Raw genomic sequence first — 18996 nt, forward strand, 5'->3', positions numbered from 1 at the left:
TATCGTGGCGCAATATTTTGATTCTATGCTAACGATACGGTAATGCTTAATTGTGAATTGTCTTTTTATAAACCTGTTTTGACTTTACTGGGCTAAGTCGAGATCTTCGATTATGTATAAACGATTTGCATCAATAATTGTTTGCCCGGCATCAAGGTATTTTTGTTCCAACACCCCTTCAGAAGACCAAGTTGCAAAATCATCATCGTTAATCACACCAAGGGTGTTTTCGTTGATCAACCAAATACCTTCCAATTTGTCGTGTGGATAACCCGTTTCAGCCACTAAATCCACTAAAAAGGTTTTACTAACAGGCTCTATTCCAACGTTCGCAAGTGTCGCCCATCCCTCTGATTCTAGGGTAACTTCTTCTAAGGTTTTGCCATCAATTAACAGTCCCAAAGAAGCGTCTTGGGTGATAGACGAGGTTGCTGTGATTGTTTCGATATCCGTTGCGTTGCTGATATCGATTTTATACAAGTGCTTCATTGCTGAAACATCTTCATTATAGAAATTACCGTCACGCTCTATGACCACAAATTCTGTGCTGCTTAAGGCGACAATACCGGATTGAGAATTTTGGGTTTTTTGTTGTTGGTACAAGTATTGGCTAATGCTACCGTCTACCAAGCTGATAGTGACAATGCGAACCATATTGTTCACTTTAACTGCACTACTTGGGTTATACATTGTAGATTGCATTATCCCCACTAAGGTTTGTTCATCAGGTGTGATGGCAAGGCCTTCCATTCCGCGATTAGCGCGGCGGTTGGCAAACTCGGCGGGTAAAGTGAAGGTATTGCGGGCATCATCAGCAAAGGCATTAATACGGCCAATTTCAACCCCTTCGGCATCATAGTGAACAATATGCGGACCATACTCATCACTTACCCAAAATGTGCCATCAGATACTGCGACTAAGCCTTCACCATCTAAACCGTAATCATCAAGTTTAATGGGATTGCTTGTTTCGTCATAGGGTAAGTCCATGTTTTCAACAATGACATTACCTTCTACATCGTATGGTGTTTCGCCGGTTCCGCCTAAAGCGGCGGTATTGGGTAAACCTGAAATAGGTGTTCCATCAGGACGCTTAAGTAAAATGTCCTCTATTTTTTGCACATCTCCATTGGCTTGTAATTCAAACAAACCAATACGCGGCGTGTAATCAGGTGTAGGAAACTTTTTCCCCACACCTTGATCGCCAGTATACGCAGCGTTTGGGCCACGGTCAGTCAGTGCATAGAAGCGGGTGGGTTGAGTTGGATGGGCGACCATATCAGAACCATAGCCACCGTTTCTGATTTCCATCAAAGTACCGGGTTTAGCGCCATTTTCCACATCAGCGCGCAGAACGGAATAGGGCAATGACGAACCTGAAGTATTTACCGAGTTTGCGTTGCAATTTGTGCTAGTGGCGCTAACTTCATCTGCGTCTAAAACATTGTTTGCATTGGTGTCCAAGCCTGACTCTACTTTTAAGCCGCCAAAGAAACATTCGGCATCACCCAGAGCCAATGTTTGTTGTGAAATTAGGCTGTTTAAGCCTGGAGTTCCTTGTTCACCTTGAGAACCATCTTCGCATGCAGCCAAAGCGAGAACCGCAATGACGGGTAATGTTTTTTTAATAAACTTCATTTTTTATTTTATTCCTAAACCGATACATTTATGACGATGGGCTGGGAATCTAATTAAAAAATATGACAAAGCTATGATGGCAATATTGCAGTTTTATGATTTTCAGGGGCGATGATAGTCAACCATTGCTTTACATTAAAGTGACGCAATTTGGGGGTTGCGTCACTTTAAAGACAAAGGTTAGTTACTCACTCAGAGCTTCCTAGTGCCCTTGTCTTTTTTATCAGCAGCGTCAAGCTACCATTATTCTCCACGGGGAGGTGGATGGCCATTTGGCGGGCCACCTGCGCCATCAGGCCCGCCCGGAGGACCGCCAGCAGGGCGAACAGATTCCCCATGCAGGCAACCTATGAACATATTTTCACTGGGGCTGGCAGCGTGGTAGTGATAACCTCGTATTTCATCGGTACTGCCTCGACATTCGTCCAGTCCTTCCGATTCCCTGCCTTGAGCATCTTTCATTGCATAAATACCGTATCCATCGGATGCGTAGCCAATTAATGGAGCATGACCATCATTGGTGTCTTCGAGGGTATCAGTACAACCGGTGGTCGAATGATAGTGATAACCTTGATGCACGTTAATGTGCCCACCACAATCATCAAATGCGGCTATGGTGTAAGCACCTAAAATGGCATCAATAGGCGCTGGGCCGGATAACTCTGTGCCGTCTAATGCAATTCCCACGGTGTGAACACGACCTGTTTCTGCTGCCGGAATTGGCTGGGTGGGGATCAAATAGGTGAGTGAAAAATCGTCATCAAGATAAGCCAGTTCGCACTCAATACAATTTTGCATATATTGTGGATCAACGTCAGGACGTGCCGCCCCTAAACAGGCTTCTTTGGTTGCGGTATAACGCACTTTACCCGTGTCGGCATCATACACCATCCACTTTTCGTCACCATAATACTCGCCTAACTTTAAGATGAATTCTCCAGTGATATCGACTAGATCACCGGTTCCTTCTTTACTAAACCAAGTGCCACCTTCCTCCGCACCGTCGCTAATGTTTCTGGGGCAAAAAGGGCCGGGTTCTCGTCCCGCTGGTGCACCAGAGGTGACAAATTTATAACAGCTGGTTTTTGTACCTTGGGCTGTCTCACAATCGACGATTGTCGGCGTTTCCAGGAAGGCCCCTTCTGCAAACATTGAAAGATCGATGCCTTTAGTAACAGTAGTTTTCTCGCTACTGCTTGTCGGCTGTTTAGGGTTATCAACGGACCCATCGTTGCATCCTACTAATGTAATTGCCGCTGAGATGGCAATCATTATGAAGGATCTGTGATTGACTACTCTCATAATTTGACCTCTGTGATTTTAACTCGACTAAACGTCTTTACTGACATAAATCACAGTTTACAGAATAAATGTGCAGATATTATGGAGGTTACTTTACTGATTAAAAGAATCTGCCCGAGGACCCCCCACTTGGGTTTCGGGATTTCGAGTTTCGGGTTTTCGAGGATTTTGCCGTGTTAGACCAAATTTCGCCAGTTTCCCCCGTGAATTGTAAACATTCCTAAACATTTTTATCAGTTGCGTTTATACGTTAACCCTGCCTTAACCATCACCTTGTTAAGCTTTACTCAATTATCGGCAAATACACTTTATGCATAGAGCATTAGGCAATCATAAAGTGGCTTTAGCTTCATCTTGTTTTATGTATTTAATTAGGAATGCTTAATTATGAAATCTTCAATCAGCACAGTGGGACTAGTCGCGGTACTAACTTTGCTAATAAGTGCTTGCCAGCAAGAAAGTGCGCCCACCCAAACAGTTTCTGTTCCTGCCGTCTCTTATGTAGCCGTAACTACAGGCGAGCATAAAATTGATACTAAAATGCAAGGCCGTGTTGTGGCTTCCTCCATTGCCGAAGTACGCCCTCAGGTTGGCGGTATTGTGCAAAAACGTTTATTTAATGAAGGCAATACGGTTGAGCAAGGAGAGTTGTTGTATCAAATTGATCCTGCTACTTATCAAGCGGCTTATAACGAAGCAAAAGCAAGTTTGAATAGTGCTAAGGCGGCCCTTGAAACAGCAAAGTTAAAAGATGAACGTTATGCAAATTTATTAAAGTTTGAAGGTGTGTCTCAACAAGACGCTGATGATGCCCATGCCACTTATCTAGAAGCCAAAGCTAATATCGAAAAATATGAAGCTGCACTTGCCACTGCTGCTATCAACCTTGAATTTACTAAGGTGACAGCTCCTATATCTGGCCATATTGGTATTTCTAACGTTACGCAAGGCGCGCTGGTAACGGCTTTACAAACTGACGAGTTAGCGACCATTCGTAAACTAGACCCAATTTATGTGGACATGACAAAAAGCAGTAAAGAGATGCTTAAACTGCGTCAAATGTTAGGTTCTAACGGTATTACTCAGGGTTCAACAGAAGTTTCCTTAACCTTGGAAGATGGCTCTGAGTATGACCATAAAGGGCGACTAAAAATGCAGGAAGTATCCGTGGATTCATCTACAGGTACAGTAACGTTACGTGCTGAGTTCCCCAATCCAAATGGATTACTGCTGCCGGGTATGTTCGTTCGTACTCAGGTAAATGAAGCGGTAAATGAAAACGCAATACTAGTGCCTCAACAAGGTATTTTTCACTCTGCTTCAGGCGAGGCTTATGCCTATGTGATTGGTGAAGATAATGTAGTGGAAAAGCGCGTAGTAGAAACCGTTAATGCCGTTGACAATAAATGGTTAATTTCAAGCGGCTTATCAGAAAACGATAAACTCTTGGTGGAAGGCGCGGGTAAAATCCGCCCTGGTAGCGAAGTGAAACCTATTTTGGTGGAAATGAACGAGCAAGGAACCATGATTACCGTGGTTAAACAAAACCAAAATACCTCTTCTATCCAAGTGGGAGGTTAGTAAATGTTAGCTCGCTTTTTTATTGATCGCCCTGTTTTTGCTTGGGTTATCTCGATCATTATCATGCTCACAGGTATTGCCTCGATCTTGTCTTTACCTGTGGCTCAGTACCCAAGTGTAGCACCGCCTGTAATTAGTGTAAGTACTAGCTACACAGGGGCAGATGCCGCCACCGTCGAGAATAGCGTTACCCAGATTCTAGAGCAGCAGTTAACGGGTTTAGATGGCTTATTGTATTTTTCATCTTCGAGTACTTCTGATGGTTCGGCCTCGGTAAAAATCACCTTTGAAGAAGGAACCGATCCAGATTACGCCCAAGTACAGGTGCAAAACAAAGTTGAACAGGTTAATTCCCGCTTTCCAGAGTCGGTACAAGACCAAGGCGTAACCGTCACCAAATCAAACTCTGATTTTCTATTGGTTACCGCTTTATATGATAAAACCGATCAGGCGACTGCCTTTGATATTGCCGACTACATATCTTCAAATTTACAGGACTCTTTAGCCCGTGTTGAAGGGGTGGGTGACGTGCGAGTTTTCGGCTCTCAATATGCCATGCGCATCTGGTTAGATCCGAATAAACTGGCGGCTTATGAGCTTATGCCTTCGGATATCAGCAGTGCACTAAGTGCGCAAAACGTGCAGGTTCCGGCGGGCAAAATTGGTGCTGTACCTGCTCTTGCTAATCAAGAGCTAAACGCTACAGTTACTGCGCAATCAATGATGTCTACTCCTGAACAGTTTCGTGACATCATCATCAAATATAATTCAACGGGTGCCAATGTACGCTTAGGCGATGTTGCGCGTGTGGAAATTGGTAGTGAAAGTTATAGCGCTATCCCTCGTTTGAATGGTCACCCTGCATCGGGTATCGCCATTATGTTATCACCAGGTGCTAACGCCCTTGATACTGCTACCCGAGTGAAAGATAAAGTGGCGGAGTTGTCAGTTAACTTGCCCGATGGTTACGAAGTGACTTTCCCCCGTGATAGCACCGCATTTATTAAAATTTCCATTAGTGAAGTGGTTCAAACCCTCATTGAAGCGGTAATTTTAGTTGTATTGGTTATGTGGCTGTTTTTGCAAAATTGGCGAGCTACTCTAATTCCAGCCATTGCTGTACCTGTTGTGCTGTTGGGTACCTTTGGGGTGTTGTCAGCATTTGGCTTCTCAATTAATACCCTCACCATGTTTGGTATTGTGTTATCCATAGGGCTACTCGTGGATGATGCCATTGTGGTGGTTGAGAACGTCGAACGCTTGATGCGTGAAAAGAATCTATCGCCTAGAGATGCCACCATCGAGTCTATGTCAGAAATTAGTACGGCATTGGTGGGGATTGCCGTTGTGCTTTCCGCGGTATTCTTGCCCATGGCCTTTTTTGGCGGTTCAACCGGGGTTATCTACAAACAGTTTTCCATCGCTATTGTTTCTTCCATGACCTTATCAGTCGTTGTGGCGTTAACACTTAGTCCTACTCTTTGTGCGAGCATGCTTAAGAAAAGCAATCACAGTAGTGAAGGGAAAGGTTTTTTTGCTAGCTTTAACCGTAAATTCGACAGTTTAACTGAATCTTACACTGGGCATGTGCAAAGCATTATTACCCGTAAGGTGCGCTGGATGTTGGTATACGGCGGAATTGTTGTGGTCCTTGGTTTGCTAATTGTGCGCTTGCCAACTGGTTTCTTACCTCAAGAAGATCAGGGTAGTACCATGTTCCAAATTAACTTGCCCCCTGGCGCTTCAATCAAACGCACAAGAGCGGTGGCAGAGCAGGTAGATCAATACCTAATGGAAAATGAATCTGACATTGTTATTCGCTCGTTTTCTATTTCCGGGTTTAACTTTGCCGGTAGTGGACAAAATGCCGGTATGGGATTTGTGGCACTGACCCCTTGGGATGAACGTCCTAATGAAGATCAAAGTGCTGATGCCCTCATCGACCGCATGAATAAAAACCTGTCTAGTATTCGCGATGCGAGTGTTTACTCTATGTCGCAACCAGTGATTCAAGGATTAGGTCAAAGCAATGGCTTTACCTTTGAATTACAAGCCGCAGCAGGAACAAGTCGTGAAGAGCTAACCGAGTTGAAAAATGAGTTACTCGAAAAAGCGCGTCAAAGTGGTTTGTTGGTTGGCGTTCGTGAAGGAGCGTTAAGTAATACTCCACAATTGAAAGTGGATATTGATAATGGCAAAGCTACCGCCCTTGGGTTGTCGTTATCGGACGTGGCTAGCACCTTAACGTCAGCTTGGGCGGGTTCTTATGTCAATGATTTCATTGATAATGGCCGAGTCAAAAAAGTGTATATTGAGAGTGATGCGCAATTTCGTTCCAAGCCCGAAGACTTGGGTGAATGGCATGTGCGTGGTACCAATGTTGATGGTGAAACCAGCATGACGCCATTCTCTGCGTTTAGTACCACATCATGGTCGGATGCACCGCAAAGTTTATCTCGCTTTAATGGTATAGCGTCGTATCAAATTCAGGGTGCTGCCGCCAGTGGTGTGAGCTCCGGTCAAGCGATGGCTGAGATGGAGCGCTTAACCGAAGAAGTGGGACAAGGTAAGTTAGCTTACTCTTGGAGTGGATTGTCTTATCAAGAGAAACTCTCCAGTGGACAGTCTTCTACTTTATACGCGATTTCAATTTTAGTGGTTTTCTTAGCCCTAGCTGCCTTATATGAAAGTTGGTCTGTGCCTTTCTCGGTAATTATGGTGATCCCGCTTGGGGTAGTAGGAGCTGCATTAGCGGCAACACTACGAGGCTTGGAAAATGATATTTATTTCCAAGTAGCGCTGGTGACAACCATTGGTTTGGCTTCAAAAAATGCCATTCTGATTGTGGAGTTTGCTGAGGCCTCTTATCAAAAAGGTATGTCACTAATTGATTCAGCAGTGCATGCAGCTAAGTTGAGATTACGACCTATTATTATGACTTCATTGGCGTTTATTTTTGGCACCATACCTTTGGCTATCTCAACGGGAGCCGGGGCGAATAGTCGCATATCCATTGGTACCGGTATCGTGGGTGGAACCTTCACCGCTACTGTGTTGGGGATTTTCTTTGTGCCCTTATTCTTTGTGATTATCCGTGGCATTTTTCCAAAAAGACGCCCGGTCTATGACGATGCCAATGGCCTAGCTAACGATGAGCAAACTAAATTGGAGAAAGCCGATGTTTAATTTCTCTCTACCTAAAACGGGGGCAGCTCGGCTGCTACCCATTGCCGGTGCATTGGTGTTGGCAGGGTGCAGTACCTTAGCGCCTGAGTATTCTCGTACAGATTTACCTGTTGCTGAGACTTGGGACAATACACCCCAAGGGCAAACTCAAGGTTTGTCAGAACAACAGGCCGCCGAGGTGCCATGGAAAAGTTTTATTAAAGATCAGCGCTTAAGCCAAGTGGTTGAACTTGCTTTAAACAGTAACCGAAGTTTGCGTCAAACCTTGGCCGATGTCGAAGCTGCGCGCGCGACTTATCGAATCCAGGACGCTGACTTATATCCAACTATCAATGCAGGCTTAAGTGGTAATCGAACTAAGGCCTCGTCAGGTACTATTAGCACGACTTACCAAGCTGAAGCAGGGTTAAGTGGTTACGAAATCGATCTATTTGGTAAAAATCGCAGTTTAAGCGAAGTGCAAATGCAAGCCTATTTGTCGAGTCAAGAAACGGCAAAGGCAGCAAAAATTTCGTTAATAGGCGAGATTTCCAATGCTTGGTTAACCTTAGCGGCAGATAAAAACCAACTTAAGTTGGCTAAAGAAACTGCTAGCAATGCTGAACAAGCCATGGAAATAACCAATAAACGCTTGGAAATGGGTATTGATTCAAGAATCGATGTGGCCAGTGCTGAAACCATCTATTATAACGCCCGCTCTGATATTGCCAGTTACACAACCCAAGTAGAGCAAGATATAAATGCCTTACGATTGCTTGTGGGCGAGCAAGTTGACGAGAGTTTACTGCCTGATTTATTGCCAACCAGTGAAAGTTTAGTGGCTGATGTGCCTGCTGGTTTGTCATCATTGCTGCTATTAGAGCGTCCGGATGTATTAGCCGCTGAGCATACGTTAAAGTCGGCGAATGCCAATATTGGTGTTGCCAGAGCCGCTTTTTTCCCTAGCCTTTCTTTAACTGCAACTGGTGGTCTTGCCAGCTCGGTGCTGGCCGATATTTTTAGTGGCGGTGCAAGCTCAATTTGGACGTTAGCGCCAAGTATTACTCTGCCTATATTTGATGGAGGGGCGAATGATGCCACCTTGGCCTACAATGAAGCTCAGCAACAAAAATACTTAGCGGCTTATGAATATACTATTCAAAGTGCCTTTTCTGAGGTGGCTGATGCGCTAGCGCGTCGAGCAACAATTCAAGATCAGCTAAACAGTGAAAAGTCCTTAGTATTAGCCGCTACTCGCAGTTATGTGTTATCCCTTGCTCGTTATAAAGGTGGCATTGATAATTTCCAAAGTGTTTTAGAGGCCCAGCGCACTATGTATCAGGCTAATCAATCTCTTATTTCAACCAAACAGGCTGATTTGCAAAACCGGATCACCTTGTATCGGGTGTTAGGTGGTGGCCTAGCAGAAGAGAAAGCTTCGTAAAAATATCTAAATGTTAGTTGTGTCTTTAGGGATATCTGCAAGTGGTTATTAGGAAAAAGTAGGAAGAGTTAAACAATCATGAACGTATTGTTAGTTGAAGATGATATCGACCTTGCAACAACCATTGTTGACTATCTTGAAATTGAGTCTATTGAGTGTGATCACGCCAGTAATGGGTTGATGGGGTTGAATCTAATCGAAAGTAACCCTTACCAAATGATTATTCTCGATATAAACATGCCCAAGATGGACGGTTTAACCCTATGCAGTACCCTGCGCGAAAAAGGCATGGATATTCCTATTTTAATGTTAACCGCCCGTGATAGTTTAGAAAATAAATTACAGGGATTTGAGGCTGGTAGTGATGACTATCTAGTCAAACCCTTTGCCATGAAAGAGCTGGTGGCTAGAGTACAGGTACTGGCAAAACGTCGGAGCGGTGAAGTTAAAAAATTATCTGCCGGTGATTTAAGTTTGGATTTAGCCCAACATAAAGCTAGTTTAAAACAAACGACCTTGAAGCTATCGCCAATTGCATTTAAGTTATTAGAGGTGTTGGTGCGCGCGTGTCCAAAAACCGTGAGTCGGCAACAACTTATCCAGCAAGTGTGGGGCGATGAACAACCTGACAGCAACAGTCTTAAGGTACATATTCATCACGTTAGAAAGCAATTAGATGTTGAGCAGAGCAACGTTAAACTGGAGACGGTATCCGGTGTGGGTTTTGCCATTAAAGTGAATCATGAAGGAATACAAGCATGATAATCAGGCCAAGCCTTAAACTACATTTTTTCCTGAGTGTTGTATTGCTTGGTTCTTCCATGGTAATCGGTTTTTCGTTTTTAAGTGTTAACTACTTTGTAGACGGACTCGACCGAAGTTTAAATGGGGTTATGTCAGAAATCGCTCAATCCACTGATGTTGAAGATCAGCAGCCTAAAATCATAGCCGGTATTCATGTTGCCAGTCGCTGGCAGGACACCCCTGAATTAATTCAGCAAAAATTCCCAACCCCCCCAACAGAAGTTGGCCAACTACAAAAAATAAAAGACCAAAGTACTTTTTTATCCATGCCTAAAAACCTCTATTTCGTGGTGCTATATCATGACCTTAAAGGGGAAGATCGTTACATATCTAAGGTTTTACTCGAAAAAGATTTTGTTCCACATTATTCAAATATTCATCCAACTAATCGGTTAGTTTGGACACTAATAATGGCAATTGTGGCCATACTATTATTTGCATTGCTTTTGATTATGATAATGCTAAAAGTTACTAAGCCAATTAAATCATTAAAAAATTGGGCAAAGTCTTTAGGTCAGCATAACCTACAAAACCCGCCACCGGACTTCACCTTTAGTGAGCTTAATGAATTGGCTTTTTTGGTGCAAAACAGCCTAGCCTCAGCCAATCAAAGCTTAGAACGAGAGCAGCGCTTTTTGAGTTATGCAAGTCATGAGTTGCGAACCCCCATTGCGGTCATTCGAAGTAATGTGGATTTATTACAACGAATAAATGAAAAAATGCCTGCCAGTGAAAAGCAAAAACAAGTTCTGGAACGCATACAGCGCGCGGGTCTTACAATGACCAATTTAACCGATACCTTTCTCTGGTTGAGTCGAAATGAGGAAATAAAGTTATCACCGGAATCGGTCAATTTAGGGGAGAAAATTAATCAAGCCTGTTGTGATCTAAATTATTTGCTTAGTGGTAAAGAAGTAGACCTAAAAGTGGATACCGATGACAGCGAGGTGAAAGTTGTTGCGGTAGCTTGTCACATTGTTATTAATAACTTGATTCGAAATGCATACCAGCATACGCAACAAGGTGAAGTGCATATTAAACAACAAGGGAGTCGGGTAATTATTATTAATAGTAATACCGCAACGGATAGCAATGCTTCAGTGGTTGACTCACAAGATGACAAAGTCGCCTTTGGATACGGCTATGGATTAGGCTTGCAGTTAAGTGAGAAGATTGTCAGCCATCATGAATGGCTTTATGAAAAAACCAGCACAACAGGCTTTTATCAAGTTACAGTAGATTTCAGTGGTAACAAGTAATTATCCTTAGCTAACAAAACTAAGTTAGTTTAAAATTTCACTTCTTTTTCACCTTTATCTAGGGCGTGTCTATTAGCCCGGTTGGACTAATATGCAATACAAACAGAAAAGATGGATCAAGTTGTTCATCGGCGTCATCCTTATATGTTCAGGCTGCGCAACTATAGCAAGCTTAGATTTAAATCGACTTTACGGTGAAGAAGACACCAATAACCGGGCCCATGCAATAGCTGCTCTTGCCACTCCAGAAAGCACAGCGACTCTTTTCTATGAGAATGAAGTTGCCCCAGTTATCAATGCCCGCTGTGTCGTTTGTCATGCCTGTTATGATGCCCCTTGCCAGTTGAAAATGACTCATCCAGATGGCATTGAGCGCGGCGCAAACAAAGAAAAGGTGTATCACGGTTCGCGAATTATTGCCGCGACACCTAATCGTTTGATGATTGATGCACAAAGCTCAAGCGAATGGCGAGAAAGGGGCTTTTACCCAGTATTAAACGAGCGTGAACAAACCGCAACGGCTAACACCCAGGCGTCGGTTCTAGCTAAAATGCTAGCCTTAAAAAAGGCCAATCCTTTACCCGATGACAAAATTTTGGATGAGCGCTTTGATGTGAGTATTGACCGCAGCCAACAATGTCCCACAATCGAAGAATTTGAAGGTTATGCCCAAAGCCAAGCATTTGGGGGAATGCCTTATGCGTTACCGGAATTAAGTGATGATGAGCATAATACCTTGATCAACTGGATTCAGGGCGGTGCTTATATGCCATCTCCGGCACCGATTTCTGCAGCACAACAAAAGGCCGTTGATCAGTTAGAACAGTTTTTGAATGCCGACAGTTTAAAAGTGCAATTGAGTGCCCGCTATATCTACGAACATCTATTTAGCTCTCACCTATTTTTTAGTGAGCTAAATGAAGCTGACGTACAACCGCAATTTTATAATCTAGTGCGTTCTCGCACACCCACAGGCCAGCCCATCGAAATAATAGCCAGTCGTCGCCCATTTGACGATCCAAAGGTGTCTAGGGTCTATTACCGTTTATACCCCGTTACCTCAACCATTGTGAATAAAACCCATCAGCCCTATGCCATTAACAAAGAATTGACCGACAAATGGCAGCAGTGGTTTGTGGATGCGGATTACCAAGTGACAGAAATGCCTAGTTACCAGCCTGAAGTGGCTGCAAACCCGTTAACAGCTTTTACTCAACTTCCGGTGAATGCGCGCTATCGATTTATGTTGGAGCGAGCGCAAAATACCATTATGGGATATATCAAAGGGCCAGTGTGTCGTGGCCAAGTGGCGCTGAATGTGATCAATGATAGGTTCTGGGTGTTTTTTGTTAAACCCGAAGTGGCTGCCTCAACTGAGATCAATACATTTTATGAAACCCAAAAAAACAATCTGCGTCTACCCGCAGAAAAAGAAAGCACTGCCTTTGCGGTAACTTGGATTGAGTATGCCTCACGCCAAGGCGATTACATGCGGGCTAGGCACAACTTCATGAGTGCTGAAATAGACAAAGAACATCACTTCAGCCCTGACGATATTTGGGATGGTGATGGCGAAAATCAAAACGCCACCTTAACGGTGTTTCGCCATTTTGATAATGCCACTGTGATTAAAGGGTTAGTGGGTGAACAGCCGAAAACCGCTTGGGTCATTGATTATGCGTTGTTAGAACGTATTCACTACTTGTTGGTGGCAGGCTTTGATGTTTATGGTAACTATGGCCATCAGTTGATGACCCGCTTGTATATGGACTTTTTGCGTATGGAAGGTGAAAGCAACTTCTTGGCATTCCTACCGCCAGATAGCCGCCGTAAAGAACTAGCTTCTTGGTACCAAAAATCTAGTCCTGAGCTCACCTCTTTTTTCGAAGGCAAAGTGAGTATTTTTGATCAACCAAGTGGCATGGAATTTAAAACCAAAAATCACAAACAAGAGCTATTTGATATCTTCACTCAACACGTTGATAAGGTTTTGCCCGAGCGCTACCAGGTTAAGGATAGTCAATTAACGACTAATTCTAAGGCGTTGCTGGCTCAACTAGGCAAGATTAAAGGGACTAGCGCTTCTATCTTACCTGAGTTAACCATGATTATGGTTGAACCTAAAGATGGTAAGAAAGAGGAAATATTCACCCTAGTACGCAACAGTGCGCATTTTAACGTGAATAGTTTATTTTCCGAAAATGCCAACCGTGATCCAAAAAATGACAACGTGACGTTAGTGCATGGGTTGTTGGGAAGTTATCCAGACGCATTTTGGCAGGTCAAAGAAACTGAGTTAGCACGCATGGTTGCTTTGGCTCAACAAATCAAAACAGAACAAGATTACGCTAGTTTTCTTGACGCTTTTGCTGTGCGCCGCACCTCCAAAGACTTTTGGCAATTTAGTGACAAGCTCAACCAAATATTCATGCAAGATAATCCCATCGAAGCCGGTTGGTTAGACTACAACAGGTTAGAAAACCGGTAAATTCCCCGCTGTAGCACGGGCTTCAGCCCGTGAAAACGATAACCAAACCCTCGCGGGGCTAAAGCACCCGCCTACAATTAAGGCGTGCCGTCATCTCTTGTAGCATGGCCTTTAGGCCATGAAAATAAACCAAACCCACATGGTTGTAGCACGGGCTTCAGCCCGTGGAAACGGTTGCCAAATCCTCCACGGGGCTAAAGCTCCCGCCTACATTTAAGACCACCCGCCATCTCTTGTAGCATGGCCTTTAGGCCATGGAAATAAAACAAACCCCCAAAAGGTCGTAGCACGGGCTTCAGCCCGTGAAAACGGTTGCCAAATTCTTCGCGGGGCTAAAGCACCCGCCTACAGGCGATGCACAGGTTAATCTTTTTTTCTGTAGCACGGGCTTCAGCCCGTGAAAACGATAGCCAAACCCTCGCGGGGCTAAAGCACCCGCCTACAGGCTGTGCACAGGTTAATCTTTTTTTTCTGTAGCGCGGGCTTCAGCCCGTGGAAACGGTTGCCAAACCCTCCGCGGGGCTAAAGCCCTGCCTACAGGTTGGTACGTTAAATTTCATCAATTATAGCGCTCACTTTCTGCAAATAAATTTGTTCAGGAATCTTTCCATTTAGATACAACTGTTTGAGCTTTTCTAAACGTACTTCGATGTCTGTTTGCCTTTCTTGGTCAGGTTGACTTGAACTTGCTTTTTTTTCTGCAGCTTTGAAGGTTAAGTTACTTTGATTAACATTAGTTTGATTTGTTGTTGTAGGAGTTTGTTGGGATGTGTTTGCGATAGAATTTGTTTGCTGTAAAGGCGTATCTAATGCAATTTTTATCCAGTCTTTTCGTTGGTTAACCTGAGTCACACCATCGGACAACTGGAGTTGCCATGAGTGAACAGTTTCTGAGCTGTAGTCGCCATTTGATAATTTAAACCCCTTTAATTCTGAATTGGTGGCAAAGCGTGAATTATTGACACTATTTCCAGCTCTAATGTACTTTTTTTGAATATCGACCTGAGCTTCTGCCAACAGCAAATACAGATCATTTCCGCTAACATACACAGAACCACTGGAATACAATGTATCTGCGCCTATACCAAGAAACGAAGTGTGCCTATCAGACACTGAAAATATCAATAGTTGATTACTAGAAAGGGATTGTAAGGTGTTAAATAAACCCTCAGATAAAACCTTTACCTCTCGTTCTGTAAAAACTGATTTGACCTCATCACTGCTTACCCAAGAAGATAACAGGCTGTCTGAAGATTTAGGCTCGATGTTAATTTCAGATAAAGCAGAGGCTAATTGGGATTGTGAAATCTGTGCTGCAGGTTGTTTTTTTGTTGGTAAATTTTCAACTTCTTGAATGGCGATATAATCGAGCTTATGCTGCCAAATTGTTTTTTCGAAGCCATGCAGACTGGATGTGTATCCGAATAACATTAGAATTGCTGTAAAACATTGTAAGTTGCTCATAATCATTAGCTGCCAGTCATGTTTAGTTGTTTTATTAGTAGCCTTAGATACAGCAATATACATACCATAGCCCTAATTACAGAGCTTTATATTCCTTAGAAGAATTAAGGTTAATCTGGATGTGTTGATAGTATTGAGTCTAACCATGCTTGAGCGTGTGGTCATCTTAATAAGATCAGCCATGTTACAACTGTCTTAAAAATCACCAAACTGTATCATCTGCGACACTTGGACATGCAACACTTGATGCTTTTTCTCCTTTATTAAGTTCGCTCAAATCTGCATAGCTTTTGTCATTTTTATCCCATTAAAATAAAAAAACACTTTTATAACATTGGCTTAACAATAAAGTGGCGATAGTTATAACAGCTGGTGTGACGCTTGCACTAAGTCTTAAGTGATGTTTTTTTACCTGGTTATATTACAAAGCTAAAAGGTTGCCTGGTAATCAACAATCATTCTGTTTAAACGGATTAGAGTATTCCGAGCCGATACAGTCCTTGAAAGGAGTCTCATGAAGACACGGCGCAATGATTTATAAACGACTTGAAATTAAAACGTGGGAGTAATTCAAGCATGTCTGATATACCAGTTTATCGTAATTATATTAATGGTGAGTTTAGCGCTGAGCCAACATCCACCATTGAGGTGTTCAACCCTGCAAATGGCCGTTTGTTGTCTAAGGTTCCTAATTCTTCAGCTGAGGAAGTTGAACAAGCTATTCATGCTGCGCGAAAAGCCCAGTCTTCATGGGCTCAAAAGCCGGCTATAGAACGCGCAGGTTTTTTAAAGAAAATCGCCGATAAGGTAAGGCAGAATGCTGAAAGGCTGGCTACTGTCATCGTAAAAGAGCAGGGAAAAACAAAAGAGTTAGCAAACGTAGAAGTTAATTTTACTGCTGACTATATTGATTATATGGCTGAGTGGGCACGTCGAATTGAAGGTGAGGTGGTCACTAGTGATAGACCCGGAGAAAACATCTTTGTTTTTAGAAAACCATTGGGTGTTGTGGCCGGTATTCTACCTTGGAATTTTCCTTTTTTCCTAATTGCTCGAAAAATGGCGCCAGCACTAATAACCGGTAATACAATTGTCGTTAAACCTAGTGAAGAGACACCTAACAATTGCTTTGAATTCGCTAAGCTTGTTGCCGAAACAGATTTACCTCCAGGTGTATTTAATGTTGTTTGTGGCACAGGACATGAAGTGGGGAATGCTCTTTCTACAAGCCCTAAAATTGATATGATCAGCTTTACTGGGAGTGTCGAAACGGGCTCTAGAATTATGTCAGCCGCAGCGCCTAATGTAACCAAGCTTAATTTGGAGTTAGGTGGAAAAGCTCCAGCAATTGTTTTGGCTGATGCTGATTTAGACCTTGCAGCGCAAGCGATTAAAGACTCCAGAGTGATTAACTCAGGACAAGTTTGTAATTGCGCTGAACGCGTCTATGTTCAGGCTTCTGTGGCTGAAGAGTTTATCGCAAAACTAAGCCAAGCTATGTCCGCCACACGATACGGTGACCCTATGGCCCAATCTGATATTGATATGGGACCATTGGTAAATAAAGTAGGTTTGGATAAGGTTGCAAAAATGGTTGAGTTTGCCAAGAAGCAAGGAGCTGAAGTGGTGACTGGAGGCCAAGTTGCTGATTTAGGTCAAGGTTTTCATTATCAACCGACGGTTTTAACTGGCTGTAATAGTGACATGGAAATCATGCAAAAAGAGATTTTTGGTGCTGTGTTACCGGTTCAAATCGTTGCCGATTTAGATGAGGCCATTGGTTATGCAAATGCTTCTGAATATGGACTAACATCCTCTGTATATACACAAAATCTAAGTCTCGCTATGAATGCAGTCAGAGGTTTAGATTACGGAGAAACCTATATTAACCGTGAAAACTTTGAAGCGATGCAAGGGTTTCATGCTGGAGCACGTAAATCAGGTGTTGGAGGAGCCGACGGTAAACATGGATTATATGAGTATATGCGCACTCAAGTGGCCTATATTCAGTCTTAATCTTATTAAGTGGGTCTCGTTTGACGAGGCTCACTAAATTAAGGTCAAAGTGGTATGGAATTTCATGGAAAGACTAAAACGAAAACTTAAGAATCGAGGTGTTCATGTTGTTGAATGCAGCAAGGAAACTTACCAGAATAAGAGCGCAGCATTAGAAAGAACAACAGGCTTTAATAGTAACGATGAGTTTGCGAGCTTTAGTGCTATCTTAGCTGTTGATGAAAGTGCAATGTTTTACCTTGATAGAAAAACCTTCAATGATTTAGCTTTATTATCAGAAGGACATCCCACGACTATATCCATTTATGAAAATAATATTTTTGAAAGTATCGAAATAGCTTCATTTTTTATACAAAATAGCATTCCTAAAAACCAGTTACCGCTACGCAATATTAATCCCGCAGAACTATCTAATTTGTATCGTGTTTATATAATAAAAAATTAACTTTGAATTTGGCTTTTTGCTTAATAAAAAGGGCATATTAAGTATGCCCTTGCAATTGATTATTTAATTATTCTTCGGCTATAGCCAACACCATTTAGAATGTTACTGAAGCTTCAGCAATTATACCGTCCCACTCAGCGCCGCCAGCAGCACCAAACTCGGTAGCTCCACCACCAGAGAATTGCTCTTCTTCTTGTTTCACATATTCAATTTTAAATAAGGTTGAGTCATTCATCCACCAACCGGCACCAACCTGCAACCTTGTTGCATCATTTTCCGTTTCAATTCCTTCACTATCGTTTGTAGATTCTTGATAGCGCACCGCTAAGTAGGCACTAGCGGTTAGATCATATTTACCTTCAATTGACCAAAATGCCATTTCCGATTCTTGTTCGATATAATTGGTCTGCAAGCTGCCTTGACCGTTTGCCCAACTGAAATCGTCGGTGGCTTTACCGTATAACCCATGGATCATGAAGTTATCCGTTTTGTATTGAATATCAGCTTGCCAGATAAAGGCATCGACACCGGGTATTATTAATGTGTGAGTACCTCTAGCACTTACTGGCGTGTTGGCGAACTGATAGTTATCGCCATCACCTAAACCTATTGCGGAACCAAATGCTTTACCTGTTACCGCATCCATATCATGATTGGTCTTGAAGGTACCCGCACCGAAAGAAAGTCCACTCTTGAAATTCAACGTTCCTCTTAAACCATAGTTATAACCACGACCGTCACTAAAGTCAGCAAAGAAGTCAGGTGTAGAAACAACTGCATCCCAAGTCACGTTTGTGTCATTTGAGACATCATGAACACCGTAAATCCAAACACCTTCTTCAGCGGTGATCATGTCAACTAACCCATTTCCTACAAATGGGTTAGCTTGTACCGCGGCACCATCTGAATATCGTAAGAATGTCTGAGTTGTGGAAATGAGATTACCTAAACGCAAGCCCATGGTATCGCTCATATCAAATTGAATCCAAGCCAAATCTTGCGAGATAGCCGCACTGCCGTTATTCCAATCATTTGGTTCTTCTGCAAGCTCGGCAAATATCGACACTTTTTCGGAAACCTGCGCATTAACGTTCAATGCAAAGCGCAAACGATGGAAGCCAGAGTCAGATTCCGCATCTGCTGGATTTACCGCGGCTCCATCAACTTCCATTCCTGTCTGCCAAGACTGCATAACGGCACCGCTAAATTGAATTTTACTTGTATCAGCAGCGAAGGCTTGGCTAGCTAATAAAGAGGTCAGAATCGCTGATGCGACTTTTAATTTTTTAAATTTAATTTTCATGATTATTTTCCCATTGTATTGTGGCCTGTGAATGGTTAGCCATCGACTATTTCGCAATTCGCATGCCATGCTTTTTACATTTCAGTA

The 18996-nt window shown here is 42.9% G+C and carries 12 protein-coding genes; 8 read left to right on the forward strand and 4 right to left on the reverse strand.

Going from position 1 to position 18996, the window contains the following annotated elements; translation table 11 throughout:
- Positions 1-84: 84 nt before the first annotated feature.
- Together ABJV04_RS12900 and ABJV04_RS12905 are read right to left on the reverse strand one after the other, a co-directional pair.
- Positions 85-1638: an esterase-like activity of phytase family protein gene (locus ABJV04_RS12900; RefSeq protein ID WP_348491931.1), complete on the reverse strand. Its 1554-nt coding sequence runs from the start codon at positions 1636-1638 to the stop codon at positions 85-87.
- A gap of 243 nt (positions 1639-1881) precedes the next feature.
- Entirely contained in the window at positions 1882-2940 is a 1059-nt protein-coding gene (locus tag ABJV04_RS12905) for a YHYH protein (RefSeq protein ID WP_348491932.1), read from the reverse strand.
- 387 nt (positions 2941-3327) lie between these two features.
- On the opposite strand from ABJV04_RS12905, the gene ABJV04_RS12910 reads away from it, so the two are divergent.
- From ABJV04_RS12910 to ABJV04_RS12935, 6 genes are all read left to right on the forward strand, one after another.
- Positions 3328-4521: an efflux RND transporter periplasmic adaptor subunit gene (locus tag ABJV04_RS12910; protein WP_348491933.1), complete on the forward strand. Its 1194-nt coding sequence runs from the start codon at positions 3328-3330 to the stop codon at positions 4519-4521.
- 3 nt (positions 4522-4524) lie between these two features.
- Positions 4525-7707, forward strand: coding sequence for an efflux RND transporter permease subunit (locus ABJV04_RS12915; RefSeq protein WP_348491934.1), 3183 nt, complete (start codon positions 4525-4527; stop codon positions 7705-7707).
- Complete coding sequence (locus ABJV04_RS12920) at positions 7700-9130, forward strand: efflux transporter outer membrane subunit (RefSeq protein WP_348491935.1); 1431 nt, start codon at positions 7700-7702, stop codon at positions 9128-9130. Before ABJV04_RS12915 ends, ABJV04_RS12920 begins: the two co-directional genes overlap by 8 nt.
- A 75-nt stretch (positions 9131-9205) precedes the next feature.
- Positions 9206-9892, forward strand: coding sequence for a response regulator transcription factor (locus ABJV04_RS12925; RefSeq protein ID WP_348491996.1), 687 nt, complete (start codon positions 9206-9208; stop codon positions 9890-9892).
- Positions 9889-11193 carry a HAMP domain-containing sensor histidine kinase gene (locus ABJV04_RS12930; RefSeq protein ID WP_348491937.1) on the forward strand — a complete coding sequence of 435 codons (1305 nt, stop codon included), beginning with the start codon at positions 9889-9891 and terminating at the stop codon, positions 11191-11193. Before ABJV04_RS12925 ends, ABJV04_RS12930 begins: the two co-directional genes overlap by 4 nt.
- 91 nt (positions 11194-11284) lie before the next feature.
- Positions 11285-13681, forward strand: a complete 2397-nt coding sequence (locus ABJV04_RS12935) for a fatty acid cis/trans isomerase (RefSeq protein ID WP_348491939.1) — start codon at positions 11285-11287, stop codon at positions 13679-13681.
- 549 nt (positions 13682-14230) lie between these two features.
- Here ABJV04_RS12935 and ABJV04_RS12940 read toward each other — a convergent pair.
- On the reverse strand, positions 14231-15145 hold the full coding sequence (locus tag ABJV04_RS12940) for a hypothetical protein (protein ID WP_348491940.1): 915 nt from the start codon (positions 15143-15145) through the stop codon (positions 14231-14233).
- Between the two features lie 576 nt (positions 15146-15721).
- Between ABJV04_RS12940 and aldA the strand changes: the two genes are divergently transcribed.
- Together aldA and ABJV04_RS12950 are read left to right on the forward strand one after the other, a co-directional pair.
- Positions 15722-17161: an aldehyde dehydrogenase gene (gene aldA, locus ABJV04_RS12945; protein WP_348491941.1), complete on the forward strand. Its 1440-nt coding sequence runs from the start codon at positions 15722-15724 to the stop codon at positions 17159-17161.
- A 64-nt stretch (positions 17162-17225) separates the two neighbouring features.
- The gene (locus ABJV04_RS12950) at positions 17226-17606 is read left to right on the forward strand and encodes a hypothetical protein (protein WP_348491942.1); all 381 of its coding nucleotides are present in this window, start codon (positions 17226-17228) and stop codon (positions 17604-17606) included.
- A 94-nt stretch (positions 17607-17700) separates the two neighbouring features.
- Here ABJV04_RS12950 and ABJV04_RS12955 read toward each other — a convergent pair whose 3' ends face one another.
- The gene (locus ABJV04_RS12955; RefSeq protein ID WP_348491943.1) at positions 17701-18909 is read right to left on the reverse strand and encodes a hypothetical protein; all 1209 of its coding nucleotides are present in this window, start codon (positions 18907-18909) and stop codon (positions 17701-17703) included.
- Positions 18910-18996 lie beyond the last annotated feature (87 nt).

It is taken from the genome of Aliiglaciecola sp. (assembly GCF_039982535.1).
GTDB lineage: Bacteria > Pseudomonadota > Gammaproteobacteria > Enterobacterales > Alteromonadaceae > Aliiglaciecola.